16 protein-coding genes are annotated in these 12,864 nt (G+C 49.6%); all 16 read right to left on the reverse strand.

The annotated features are described in order from the left end of the window. Window positions 1–2: 2 nt before the first annotated feature. The 16 genes from flhB to EBB54_RS21395 all read right to left on the reverse strand — a co-directional run bounded on the left by flhB (window position 3) and on the right by EBB54_RS21395 (window position 12,812). Window positions 3–1,073 carry a flagellar biosynthesis protein FlhB gene (gene flhB, locus EBB54_RS21320; protein WP_125128893.1) on the reverse strand — a complete coding sequence of 357 codons (1,071 nt, stop codon included), beginning with the start codon at window positions 1,071–1,073 and terminating at the stop codon, window positions 3–5. Between the two features lie 29 nt (window positions 1,074–1,102). Further along, the gene (locus tag EBB54_RS21325) at window positions 1,103–1,876 is read right to left on the reverse strand and encodes a flagellar biosynthetic protein FliR (RefSeq protein ID WP_125128894.1); all 774 of its coding nucleotides are present in this window, start codon (window positions 1,874–1,876) and stop codon (window positions 1,103–1,105) included. A 22-nt stretch (window positions 1,877–1,898) separates the two neighbouring features. Then, window positions 1,899–2,153 (reverse strand): flagellar biosynthetic protein FliQ, encoded by a 255-nt coding sequence (locus tag EBB54_RS21330; protein ID WP_125128895.1) that lies wholly within the window; start codon window positions 2,151–2,153, stop codon window positions 1,899–1,901. Window positions 2,154–2,260: 107 nt separating this feature from the next. Next, on the reverse strand, window positions 2,261–2,953 hold the full coding sequence (gene fliP / locus EBB54_RS21335; protein WP_004072122.1) for a flagellar type III secretion system pore protein FliP: 693 nt from the start codon (window positions 2,951–2,953) through the stop codon (window positions 2,261–2,263). Further along, on the reverse strand, window positions 2,953–3,303 hold the full coding sequence (gene fliO / locus EBB54_RS21340; protein ID WP_004072120.1) for a flagellar biosynthetic protein FliO: 351 nt from the start codon (window positions 3,301–3,303) through the stop codon (window positions 2,953–2,955). The genes fliP and fliO overlap by 1 nt, the downstream gene beginning before the upstream one ends. A gap of 55 nt (window positions 3,304–3,358) precedes the next feature. Beyond that, the gene (gene fliN, locus EBB54_RS21345; RefSeq protein WP_125128896.1) at window positions 3,359–4,792 is read right to left on the reverse strand and encodes a flagellar motor switch protein FliN; all 1,434 of its coding nucleotides are present in this window, start codon (window positions 4,790–4,792) and stop codon (window positions 3,359–3,361) included. A gap of 38 nt (window positions 4,793–4,830) precedes the next feature. Then, entirely contained in the window at window positions 4,831–5,310 is a 480-nt protein-coding gene (flgC, locus tag EBB54_RS21350; protein WP_004072117.1) for a flagellar basal body rod protein FlgC, read from the reverse strand. Between the two features lie 14 nt (window positions 5,311–5,324). Further along, complete coding sequence (locus tag EBB54_RS21355; protein WP_004072115.1) at window positions 5,325–5,684, reverse strand: response regulator; 360 nt, start codon at window positions 5,682–5,684, stop codon at window positions 5,325–5,327. A gap of 127 nt (window positions 5,685–5,811) precedes the next feature. Continuing rightward, a complete protein-coding gene (locus EBB54_RS21360) occupies window positions 5,812–6,834 on the reverse strand; it encodes a flagellar motor switch protein FliM (RefSeq protein ID WP_125128897.1) in 1,023 nt (340 codons plus the stop codon). Between the two features lie 97 nt (window positions 6,835–6,931). Then, complete coding sequence (locus tag EBB54_RS21365; RefSeq protein WP_125128898.1) at window positions 6,932–7,699, reverse strand: OmpA/MotB family protein; 768 nt, start codon at window positions 7,697–7,699, stop codon at window positions 6,932–6,934. Window positions 7,700–7,766: 67 nt separating this feature from the next. Beyond that, complete coding sequence (locus EBB54_RS21370; RefSeq protein WP_125128899.1) at window positions 7,767–8,579, reverse strand: motility protein A; 813 nt, start codon at window positions 8,577–8,579, stop codon at window positions 7,767–7,769. Between the two features lie 24 nt (window positions 8,580–8,603). Then, on the reverse strand, window positions 8,604–8,825 hold the full coding sequence (locus tag EBB54_RS21375) for a flagellar FlbD family protein (RefSeq protein ID WP_330554569.1): 222 nt from the start codon (window positions 8,823–8,825) through the stop codon (window positions 8,604–8,606). A gap of 339 nt (window positions 8,826–9,164) precedes the next feature. Next, window positions 9,165–10,466, reverse strand: coding sequence for a flagellar hook-basal body complex protein (locus tag EBB54_RS21380; RefSeq protein WP_125128900.1), 1,302 nt, complete (start codon window positions 10,464–10,466; stop codon window positions 9,165–9,167). A 128-nt stretch (window positions 10,467–10,594) separates the two neighbouring features. Beyond that, a complete protein-coding gene (locus tag EBB54_RS21385; protein ID WP_125128901.1) occupies window positions 10,595–11,017 on the reverse strand; it encodes a TIGR02530 family flagellar biosynthesis protein in 423 nt (140 codons plus the stop codon). 33 nt (window positions 11,018–11,050) lie between these two features. After that, on the reverse strand, window positions 11,051–11,635 hold the full coding sequence (locus tag EBB54_RS21390; protein ID WP_125128902.1) for a flagellar hook capping FlgD N-terminal domain-containing protein: 585 nt from the start codon (window positions 11,633–11,635) through the stop codon (window positions 11,051–11,053). A gap of 16 nt (window positions 11,636–11,651) precedes the next feature. After that, a complete protein-coding gene (locus EBB54_RS21395) occupies window positions 11,652–12,812 on the reverse strand; it encodes a flagellar hook-length control protein FliK (RefSeq protein WP_125128903.1) in 1,161 nt (386 codons plus the stop codon). Between the last annotated feature and the right edge of the window lie 52 nt (window positions 12,813–12,864).

Consider the following 12,864-nt stretch of genomic DNA (forward strand, 5'->3'; position numbering starts at 1 on the left):
CTTTATACCAGTTTTTTATTCAAACGGAAGATCTCAACAAGTATTTCCGCAACAATTCCATAATATTCTGCCGGAATCTCGCTGTTCAGCGGGGTGGAAGCATACAGCCCTCTTGCAAGCGGCTTGTTTTCCAGCACCTTGACCCCATGCTGTTCCCCGATCTCCACGATCTTCAGCGCGATACGGTCCTGCCCTTTTGCAATCACGATCGGAGCATTGTCACGATCCAGGTCATATTTAAGAGCCACCGCATAATGGGTCGGGTTACGGATAATCACGTCCGCATCCGGCACGGCCTGCATCATTCTGCTCCTTGCCATGCTCTGCTGAATGCTTCGGATCTTACCCTTGACCTTGGGATCTCCTTCCATCTGTTTGAACTCTTCCTTGACCTCTTCCTTGGTCATCTTCATATCCTTCTCGAAGGACCAGCGCTGGTAGAACAGGTCGAATCCCGCGATTGCGATAAATACCATGCCGACCTGCAGAACCATATTAAAAATCTTTTTCAATACATAGACGCTGGACGCCGCAACAGACGTATCCATCATTTTCGCAATGACTATGATCTGGTCTTTCAGAATATTATATAAAACCACACCCAGGATCAAGATTTTTATAGAAGCCTTCAGCAGCTCAATGACTTGCTTTAGAGAAAACATATTTTTGATCCCTTTGAGCGGGTTCAGCTTGCTGAGTTTGAATTTCAGCGGATCCCAAGTAAACAAAAATCTGGTCTGAACCCCTGTACCGACCACCGCAAACGCAACACTGAGCAACCCCAACGGAAAAACACATTTTGCTATGACAAAAACCGAGTTCCATCCAACCTGCTGCTGGTTCGCAAAAGACATCTCCTCCATCTGTCCCACTGCCGATATCTGAAACACCATCGCATCCTTCAACGACTCATATATGAGTGGGAACAGCAATCGCAGGCAGCAAAAAATTCCTATTAAGGACACGACTGTGACTACGTCCTTACTCATGGCCACATGGCCTTTTTTCCTTTCGTCACGCCGCTTTTTAGGCGTGGCTCGTTCGGTTTTTTCCTGTCCGCCCTGGTCAGCCAAAGGTTCTCACATCCTTTCTACCGCGAAATCTATACAAACGTCAAAATCCCCTGCACCGATTTCATCATGATCGTCATGATCTTGTTCAGATAATCACCAATCGGGGAAAACATCAAAAACAAAAGGCCCAGACCGACAATCAACTTCATTTGGATATTGATCACAAAGACACTGATTTGCGGTACCACCTTATTCAATATTCCGACACCTACCTCAATCAAAAATTCCGCGGCAATCATCGGGACAGAAAACCGTATCCCCAGTTCCACACATTCCAGAAATATCTCGATCATTCTGACCGCAATATTCTGAGTGATCAGGATTCCTCCATAGGGAACGATCTCGGCAGACGTAATCATGATCTTCATAAGCGCAAGATGTCCGTCTACCGCAAAAAACATCAGCATAAACCAGGTCTGCAGCACGCTTCCCGATACCGCCATCTGCGCGTTGCTCTGAGGGTCATACACAGTAGCCATAGAAAGCCCCATCTGATAGTCGATGATATAGCCTGTAAAACTGATGATAAAAAAAAACAATTGCATGACATATCCAATGAAGTATCCTGCCACAAACTCCTTGACCAGGAGAAACGCGAACTCAATCATACTCGCCGTCTCAAACGCTTCTCCCGTAAAGCCGGAATACACCATCAATGTCAACACAAATATCAACCCGGCTTTTAAACGCGATGATATGTTATTCCTGCCGAATATCGGATTCATCAGTATAAAGCCTGACATCCGCATCATGATCAGCGCGAACAGCGTGAGCTGTGCAGTACTGTTAAACATCGTTGCCATGCCATCACTCCTCACGCCGAGTTTATATCAATTCAAAGATCTGAATTGTAAAATGCGCCAGCGATTCCATCATCCTGCCTCCCCCAAACACAAGGATAAGGCCGATGACCAGCAGCTTCGGAACAAACGTAATCGTCTGTTCGTGAATCTGCGTCGCGGCCTGTATGATTGAAATACATATACCGACGATCATACTGATGACCAGAAGCGGGCCCGCAATCTGCAGGATCAGCACGAATAATTCGTATATGATCTCTCCGATCTGTTCATTTGTCATCTTCCGCTTCCTCCTTCATTTATAATCCCCCCGATATACAAAAACTGCCTGTATGGTCTCTGTCCGGCCTGGCTGCCGGATTCGCCGCGTCCCTCTCTTTCGCCGCGCTAATAAAAGCCCGTCACGATATTCTGGAACAGCAGCTCCCATCCGTCCACAGTGATAAACAGCAGCAGCTTAAACGGCATGGAAATCATAGCCGGCGGCAGCATCATCATACCCATGGACATCAGCGTACTCGACACGACAATGTCAATCAAAAGGAACGGGATATACAGCAAAAATCCTGCCGTAAACGCCCTTTTCAGTTCGCTTGTCATAAAAGACGGGATCACGACTGTGATCGGCATGTCGATCATCGCATCCACATAAGCATCTTTATCCTCAAAATCCGCCTCGTCAGGCACCTCCTGACCTGCGATATCTGTAAACAGCTTCAGAGAACTGTCCACCGTGTTGCGCAGCATAAACCTCTTCAGCGGAACCTGAGCGCGCTCCAACGCCACTTCCTGCGTAATCTCATTATTCTTATACGGCGTATATGCTTCTGTATTGATCTCTGAAATCACAGGATTCATAATAAACAGCGTCAGAAAGATAGAGATTCCCACCAGCACCATATTAGGCGGCGTCTGCTGAACTCCCATAGCAGTCCTCAAAAAGGAAAGGATGATCATGGTTCTCGTAAAAGAAGTCACCATAACTAAAAGTGACGGCAGAAGTGAAATGATCGTCAACATCAGCAATATATCCAGTGTTGGCACCTGTTCACCATTCACATTTATCAGTGCGTCATACACTAATCCTTACCTCCTCTTTTGCCCAGGTCATTCAGCTTCCCCAGCATCTTCCTGAAATCCATCGGCTGGGAGCCTCCGCCTTCATCCTCCGGAGCCAGCGGAAACAACTCCTCATCCTTTACTTCAGACAGGATGCTGATCTGCCCTGCGGTCACACCCACCAGCAGATACTTTCCCCCTACCTGTATTACCGCAATATGCCGGTCCTGCCCCAGCGTAAGCTGGTCAATCAGGCGCATATAACGGGAATTGCTGCCTTTACTCATTCCCCTGCCCAGATACTTGCTGGCCAGATAGCTTAAGTAAATGATACATGCCACTATGACAAATGTGGCGAAAATTCTCCACATAAAAATCCTACCTTCACTCTGATGCCGCAGCCTCTCCTGACATCAGTTCCCTTTCCTACTCTAATGCCGCCAGATTGACCTTCATAATCTCCGTGATACGGATACCGAAGTTATCCTCCACAACAACCACATCGCCCCTGGCAATGCATTGTCCGTTGACAAACAGATCCACCTGTTCTCCGGCCAACTTGTCCAGGACAACCAACGATCCCTTAGTAAAGTCAAGAATATCTTTCACCAGCTTCCTCGTCCTGCCGATCTCCACCGAGATCTCCAGCGGAACGCTCATGATCAACTCCATATTCTCTTCCTGTACGCCCTCAAGCACAATGCCGTTGTCTGCTTTGAGCTTCTGCTGGGCCGGGGACTGTACATGGATCATTTTCGGTTCTGCCGCAGCCGCTTTCTCTGCCGCCTTCTCCGTCATCTGCTGCTGCATCTGCTGCATCTGCTGCATCATCTGCTGCATCATCTGCATCTGCATCATAGCCACATCCGGGCTTACTGCAGCCTGCATCATCTGGGGCGCAGGCGCCATACCGCCCTGCATCATAGCCGCGGACATATCCGCCGGCTGTGCCGTCGGTACAGGAGCTGCCGGTGCTGCCATCGGTGCGGGTGCCGCAGGTGCGGGCGCAGGCTCCGGTTCTGATCCAAGGCCGCCTGAGAGCATCTTCTCGATCTCCTCCTGGGAAAGCGTTCCTCCGCCTCCGCCAGAAGAAGCAGGCGCTGCAGGTGCGGGCGCGGGCTCCGGTTCTGATCCAAGGCCGCCTGCCAACATCTTCTCGATCTCCTCCTGGGAAAGCGTTCCTCCGCCTCCGCCAGAAGAAGCAGGTTCCGGCGCCGGGGCAGGCGCAGGCGCTTCCTCCTGCATGGAACTGATATCGATGATCGCGTCTTCCGGAAGGAATCCTTCCACAAGCCCCTTCGCCAGTTCCATCGGCATCACATTGAAGAACTCGCTCTCCAGCCTGTCTGCGATCCGCAGTGTAAAGCCTACCACAACCTTCGGCTGGTTATCCGTAAAATATTTATCAATAAATTCCTGCGCATTGGCAACTTCAAACGAAATCGGGGTCGAAATATTGACCATCTTCCCCAGAAATTCCGACAATGCCGTCGCTGAAGAGCCCATCATCTGGTTCATGACCTCGCAGACTACGCTGACGTTGATCTCGTCCAGTTCGAAATCTTCATCGGCAATCTCCATGCCCATGACCATTTCTACAATGACCTTCACATCGTGCCGTTTTAAAAGCATGACGTTCTTGCCTTCCAGTCCAGCGACATAAGTAATCTCAACGCCGACAGCGGGCTCCACCTCGCCCATATGGAATTCTTCCTTGCTAACGACGTTCACGACAGGCGTCGTGATATCTACTCTGGCATTCAGCATTGTAGAAACTGCCGTAGCAGATGCGCCAAGGCTGATATTCAGTATTTCGCCTATCGCGTCTATTTCCATTTTGCTAAAGCACTCCGAACTCATACTAACGCTACTCTCCTTTCGGGAATATCCCCCTCATTCTATTTTCCGATATCCAATGCTCTCTGAGCCATCAGCTTCATTGCATTGAATGCCGTGATATTCGCCTCATAAGACCGGGTCGCGGACATGGCGTCCACCGTCTCCTTCACCGGGTCCACATTCGGCATCATGACATAACCCTGTTCATCCGCATCCGGATGATCCGGGTTATAGACCGGGTACAGGTCTCTCTCGTCTTCTATAATTTCAGTCACCCGTACTCCGCCTTTGGTAGCGTTTTTATTCAAAAGACTGTTGAATCTTGAACGGAAAGAACCGGACGCCGCGGAATTTCTCGAAGAGGTCACATCCGTAGAAGCAATCTCCTGAAATACGACCATCTTTCTCCGGTATGGTCCGTCGCCGCTCTCCGTGCGGGTCGAATTGGTATTCGCAAGATTCTGTGAGGCAATGTCAAGCCTTTGTCTCTCTGCCGTCAGCGCGGAGGCACTGATATCAAACGAACTCAAAAAAGACATAATGCCACCTCCCGTTAGCCAAGAATCTTCTTCACGGTTGACAAAATACGCTCCGGCTTAAATGGTTTTACAATGAAGTCCTTCGCTCCGGACTTGATCGAATCCATAACCATCGCCTCCTGACCCATAGCGGAACACATAACAATCGTTGCTCCCGGGTCCATGCCCTTGATCTCCTTTAAAGTCTCCAGACCGTCCTTGTTCGGCATTGTAATGTCCATGAATACAAGATCCGGCTTCTCCGCCGCGTACACTTCCACCGCTTTCGCGCCGTCCTCCGCCTCAACCAGGTCCGTATAGCCTGCCTGGGTAAGCGTATTCTTTAACATCATCCTCATAAATGCAGCGTCGTCTACTAACATTATTTTTGCCATTTTCCTATACCTCTCTTTTTTTATACTTATTGTAATTTATATACACAGATATTTCAACAGATTTATCTGGTAAATAATGCAGTAATCTTGTACGGCATTCCGTACGTGTGTTGCCGGCAATGGCAATTTATACCGCCACATCTTCTTTGTTTTCAATGTTTTCTAAAATGCGGTCTTCAATCTTTACTGCGACATTCTTGTTATGTACGCCAAGCTGCCCGTTGAACCACGGCTGGCCCTCGATAAACAGAGATACCAGAGAATCCTGCGGCTTGTTCAGGTCGATCACGTCTCCCACGTGAAGGTTGTATACATCGTCCAGGTTCAGCTTCGCTACTCCGAGCTGCGCCATAACGTCCATTGAGGACTCCCGGATGCTGTCCATAATCTCTTCCCGGTTGCTCTTGGTGTGTTCGCCCTTCTTCGCGATGTGTTTTGTCTTGTCAATGATGTCGAATATATTGCTCAAAAGTGTTCCGGGGATACAGATATTCATGGTCCCCGACAAATCCCCCAGCATGATGTTCAGCATGATGATGACAACCGTCTCGTCCACGCTGATGCCCTGGAACATGCTCGGGTTCTCCTCTATATGCTCAAACTCGGTCTTCAGCGTGATGTGGGCTCCCCATACATCCGTGTTGATCGCCACCAGGTATTTGATGATCTTCTCATACAGCGCAAGCTCTATGTCTGTATAAGTATAAGATATATCTATGGTCCTGTCAAATCCAAGTCCTCCCAGCATGCGGTCGATCATCGCCGTCATCAGTGTCGGCGCTATATGGAAAAGTACGGGCGGGTTTGTAGAATTGTCCGGCAAATCCACCTCTGCAACGGTAAGCACATCCGTCTCGTTCAAAGCATTTCCAAATTCATAATAGCGCTGCTCCTCGATTCCGACCACTTCCACCTCGCTCACCAGACGGAACAGGCCGTTGATCTGCGAGGTCGCGATTCTGGAATAGTTATCATAAATGCTGCGGAGCATTTTCAGCTTGTCTTTTGTATATTTTTTCGGACTATAGAAGTCGTATTTTCTGTATTCCTGCTTCGGTTTTTCAGGCTCTGGAGCCTTTTTATCCGATTCGGCATTTTGCATTGAATTCAGCAGCGCGTCAATCTGACTTTGTGATAATACATCTGCCATCCCAAACCCCTACTTTCATTATTAATTAGCATGCTCAGCTTCTGATCCGGCCTTTGGAAGAACCGGCCATCCTCCGCCGTCAGGCGGTTGGCTGCGGTTACTGCGCTGTTCTGTCCATCTCCGCATAGTACTCTTCCAGGCTCTTCGTCACGGAATCCGACTTGGTAATCAGCATCTCTACCCTTCGGTTCTTTGCCCGGTTCTCCTCCGTATCGAACGGAGCGATGGGACGGAACTGTCCGTAAGATACAGCTACCAGCTTATCCGGCGTTACCGTCGTCCGCTGCTGAATATATGCCGTAACTCTGGCCGCTCTTTCCGCGGAAAGTACACGGTCTGATTCCGGCTCGTTCATCTGGTTTGGATCTGCCTGCGTGGTGTGTCCCAGGATCTGGATTTCCTTGATGGACTCCGATACTCCTGAAATGATTGTGGCAAACTGATCCAAAATCCCTTTTCCTTCATCCTTTATAATGGAACTGTCCCCGGCGAAAAACACATTGTCACGGAATGTAACATATGTAAACCCATCGCCTTTGTACAGGTCTATCTCTCCTTCCAGTCCCGCTTCCTCCGATGCCTTTTTCAGGCTCTCATACAGAGAATCGAACTCATCCTCATCCATGGAGCCGTCCTTGACGTGGTTGGGAACTTCATCTGTAGCATCCGGCACGTTGTCTATGGCAATCTGTGAGACTTCCACAGCGTTCGGGTTAAAGCTTTTTACGACCTGTATCCACTTTGCCTGGTCTACGGTAGAGATGGAATACAGGAGCACGAAAAAACACAGCAAAAGTGTAACCAGATCACCGTATGTATCCATCCAGTTTGCACCGCCGCCGGATGATTTATTCCTTTTCTTCATATTCTCCTCCTGTTGCCTGCCGCATATCCGTATGGATTATGTCACTGCCGGATACGCGTCCTCTCTCTTACTCTCCCGCGTCAGCCTTTCCGCCGCCTCCTGCTGAATCAAGCAGCTTTGCGCGCCCTTTCTGGGCAACGTATGTAACCAGCTTCTCTTTCAGGAACTTCGGATTGTCTCCTGACTGGATCGCAAGGATACCTTCGATCATGATCTGCTTATACAGAAGCTCTTCTTCGTTTCTGACCGTCAGCTTATTTGCAAAAGGTGAGAAAAGTACGTTCGCGAGGATACATCCGTAGAATGTGGTGATCAACGCTGTCGCCATGGCAGGACCGATGGAGGAAGCACCGCCCGAGTCAATGTCCATCTCCTTCAGCATGTTAACCAGTCCGACCAGCGTTCCGATCATACCGAATGCCGGTGAAAACGCGGAAGCTTTGTTGAACAGGTTGATGCCTTCCTCATGCCGCGCGGACATGGCATCTACTTCATTTTCCAAAAGCGCCCGGACTTCTTCGGGTTCTGTGGCATCTACGATAAGCATAATGCCCTGTTTGAAAAACGGGTCGTCGATCTCATTGGCCTTTTCTTCCAGCGCCAGCAAACCGTTCTTTCTGGCAAGCTGCGCCATCTCCTCCAGTGTGTCCACCAGGAAACCGATGTTGTAGCGGTTCCCCTGAACCAGGAGCACCAGCATCTTCGGGATCGTCGCCAGTGTCTTTAACGGGTAGCTGGCAAGGACCGCGCAGATCGCGCCGCCGACTACGATCGCCAAACTCGGCGGGTCCCAGAAGTTCCCCAGCTTTGTCGGATTGATGCCGACGAATACAATCAGCACCGCACTTATGATGATACCTAAAATTGTTGTTATATCCATATTCTCTTCACCGCCCTTACCTTTTTATCTGTCCGTATGGAAACTATGAATTTTTTCGTTATATGCAATTGTCTTTTCGATGATCTCCTCGGCGCTTTCCTTCACGATGAAGAACTTCCCGTTCATCATGATCACCTTGGATTCCGGTATCAGTTCTACCGATTCAATCTGATCGCAGTTCAGCACGATCTTATTGTCATTTAATTTGGTCAGCATTATCATATCATATTCCCTCTTCTTTTTCAAACGCTGCCAGGATTACGGAAGGAATCTTAGCTGCGCTTCTACCTCCTCTATATCATTAAACAGCAGGCAATATCGGTTCAATACCTGCACAGACCGCATGAACTGCGGAACTGTAAAAGATGACCCTGCCGCATGATGGATATGCGCGGACAGTCGGTTTACAATCCCTTTGTACAAATCTAAATCTTCATCATTACAGACAGTACATCAGGCCGGGATCTGCCATGGAATATGCTTCATGGCAGATCCGCAGCGATATTTATATGGATATGCAAATAAATGGTTTATATGTCATGTATCTGCAAGCTGCTACGCAGTCCTGGTTGATATCATTCAGGACTAACGTTTCATGCTTACAAGTTCCTGCAGCATCTCATCCGTTACAGTGATGATCTTCGAGTTCGCCTGGAAACCTCTCTGGGTTGTGATGATGTTGGAGAACTCGTTGGCAAGGTCTACGTTGGCCATTTCCAGTTTACCGCCGAGGATTCTTCCTGTGGGGCCTGTGCTTGGCTTCACGTCAGTTACTTCACCCGCATTGTCGCCAATTGTATAGTAGTAGCCATCTGTCTTTTCCAGACCATTCGGATTCTGGACAGAAATCAAAGCGACCTGTCCAAGCGCAATCACTCGTTTCTGCTCATCGACACCGATCACAGTTCCGTCTTCACTGATTGAGTAGTTTTCCAATTGATAGCGCTGCCCTGTCGTCGGATCTATTGGGATTCTGATCGTGGAAAGTTCCTCTGAAAATTCTGCGGGGATACCTGCAATGTAATCTTTACCATCCACTTGGTCTCTTATTTCAAATCCGGCGGTGTTCGTATTACCAAATTCACCTGCCAAATCAGTTACCTGCTTCGTTGTTGCAGTTCCTGTTCCATTTGCTTTAATCGTGAAGCTAGGTCTACTCTCTGTTGTTGCAGGTGGTCCTGCAGCAGTTGTAACCTGAGTAAAACCATTATATTCAATCGTACACCCTGCAAACTTAGTATCTGTTAATGCTTTATCTACCCAGTCCTCTACCGCCTTTACCATATCATTTTCATCATAGGTAGTCTCCACCGTAACGCCTGCTATTGTAATTTGATTAGTACCATTACCTTTATTGATTGTAGGCACAACCCCTCTCATTGTCAAACTTGCCCCTGTAGCCGGCGTTTCCGGTATACCTGTACCGTCTACCAGCGCATATCCGTACACATAACTTCTCTGGTCATCCACCAGATATCCGTTTTCGTCTACACTGAATATACCAACTCTGGAGAGGCTCAATCCCGAAGATTTGATATCCGTAAAGCTTCCGTTTACCATCGGTCCCACCAGGAAGAATCCTGTTCCGTCAATCATACAGTCCATTGGTCTGGATGACGGAGCCGGTGCCCCTGTCTCGAAAACATTTGAGATCGATGATACCTGAGAACCATAACCAACCTGGGATGCATTACGCCCGCCGTAAGCACCTGCTGTCACATCACCGCCGGAACTGTTGAATGTATTTGTGTACATGGAGTCCTTGAAGTTGTAAGCATATCCCTTGAATCCCCATGTATTTACGTTGGCGATATTATTACCGATTACGTCCATCTTGGACTGATGCGCCTTGAGTCCTGCGACTCCTGCTATCATTGATCTGACCATTTTAATTTACTTCCTTTCTTTTCTATACAACCCTCTGCCGTACCTGCACGCCCCGCTCCTTTTCCAAAGAGGGAGCGCGCCTGTACCTGCGAGTCACGCAGGCACGAAACCTCCACAAATGGTCCGGCTTACATGAGTACGGCACTGTCAATATTGGTAAAAATATTTTCTTTCATTTCCGTTCCAGACATCGTTGTCACGACTACGTTGTTCGGGACATTTACAATAAAGGCTCCGCTCTCCCCGATGATGACTACATCCCTGGCGCCTTTGGCCCGGGCCTTCTGAACTGCCTGATTAAGGTCATTGAGAAGATTGTCTGTCATATTGATGCCGCGCTCCTGCACTCTCCGCGCCGCATGCTTCGAGAATTGGACGGACTGCGCCTTTTGCGCCTCCTGCTGCAGAAGGTCTGCAAACTGTACGCCCGAAGTGGTGTCTGCCGTCTTCTGAAGCTGCAGTGAAGCAGATTGAAGCTTCAGCGCGCCGGCATTTGTAATCTGATTGATCTGATTAACCGGAGGAATCTGATTGATCTTGTTTCCCATCATATGCACCGCCTTTATCTCTCACCTGCAAATGCTCTACTTCTTAGAATCCTGCGTCTTGTCGTCTGTTCCCTCTGTCTTGTCTGTGGAATCGGTCTTGTCGTCTGTATCCTCTGTCTTATCTGTGGAATCGGTCTTATCATCCGTATCCACCTTCGGCACGTCCCCGATCGCCATGATGCTTGACAGCTCGTATTTCTTACCGTCCACGTATACGGAAGTGGCTCCGGTCAGGTCTACCCCGGTCACGATTCCCTTCTTTGTTTCGACTACCTTACCATCCTCGTCGGTCTTGGTTACAACCGTGACTTCCCTTCCAAGAAGCCCTGTGGAATAGGTGGTCAGCGTTACGGACGAAAGGTTATTGATTACGGTTGAAAAATTCGAGATCGCCGTTGCCATAGAGCTCATGGTGCTCATATTGGACATCTGGGTGATCTGCTCCATCATTGCCGCATTGTCCATCGGATTGGACATATCCTGATACTTCAGCTCTGCGGCGATCAGTTTCCAGAAGTCGTCGGTACTGAGTGTGGAATTATCAGACTTTGCGCCTGCCTGTGTTGCCAGGCTTGCATTATACAATCCACTTGCTACATCACTGTCCAAATTTACTGCCATAAATGTTCTCCTTTCATTATAGAGTGAGTCCCAAGCGAAGCTTCTGCAGGAACTGTTCGGAGTCGTCGGCTTCCTGCTTTTTGCTGTTTTCCTTCTGCTGCTCCTGGCCGTCCTGTCTGCCCTGCTGGTTCTCGTCGTTGTTCCGGTTGAGGTAGTCGGGTTCCTGCTTCTCCACGAAGATCTTTGTCTCGCCGCCGAGGTTCTTGTCGATGATCACGCCGATCTCTCTCGCACGGTCGCCCAGCACTTCCAACGCCCTCTTTTCCGTACAGAAGATGGATACGGTTGCCTGACCGTCCTGATACTGAATCTTGACCGCAATCTTGCCAAGGTTCTCCGGCTCGATCTCAATCTCGAAGGAATCCACGCCTTCCTGCATCTTTCCTACAATCTGGTCTGTCAGCTTGTCGGGCAATTCCTCAGGCTGCGCTACATGGATCGTGGTCACTTCCCGGGGCACATCCTCCTGGATGTTCTTCACGGGTGTCTGTGCAACCGGCGCTGCCGCGGACTGTTCCGCCTGGTAGTCATTTGCCTGGGACTGGTTTTCCTCCCCGGTAGATTGTGTCCTGACCGCTTCCCTGCGTACGGGCGCTGCCTCCACTCTCCCCGGCGCTGCTTCCTGGACTTCCGGCGCTTTCACCTGGACAGCTTCCTGGGGTTTTGCTTCTGTCTGCACATGCACTTCCGCCGGCTTCACTGCCTCTGCCGTCTCCGGCTGTACCGGCATCTGTTCTGCTGCCGCTTCCGTGATCATCTCTCCGGCCCCTGCCGTCTCTACAGGCGTCACTCCTGTTTCTGCCTGAACGGCCTCCGGCATCTCAATGACCACCTCCGGCTCTGCTGTCAGCACCTCCGGGCGCATTCCCTGGCTCATCTGGTATGCTGCAAGCAGCCCCCTGGCCTGGCTGTCGTCCGTGCCTGCAGTCTCCTCTGCCGTCTGGTCTTTTACCTCCTCGCCTTTGCCCTCTTCAGGCTCCTTGGGCGCCTCGGTCTTTTCCGGCTCGGTATCCTTGGATACTTCCGCTGTTCCGGCATCCTGGTTTTCATCCTGCTTGCCCTGGAGCAGCTTCTTGAACTGGTCCGACTGGGTATTCTTTATCCCGGTGCTTCCCGTCTTTTTGCTGTCCGGTGCCTGAAAACCGATATCCGGCGCCTTCACGTTTACATTGACCATTGGTTCTTCCTCCTTTCTTCATGCAATCCGGTTTTGCTGCGGATGCATAGAT

Origin of the sequence: Schaedlerella arabinosiphila, assembly GCF_003885045.1 — a bacterium.
GTDB classification, from domain to species: Bacteria; Bacillota; Clostridia; order Lachnospirales; family Lachnospiraceae; genus Schaedlerella; species Schaedlerella arabinosiphila.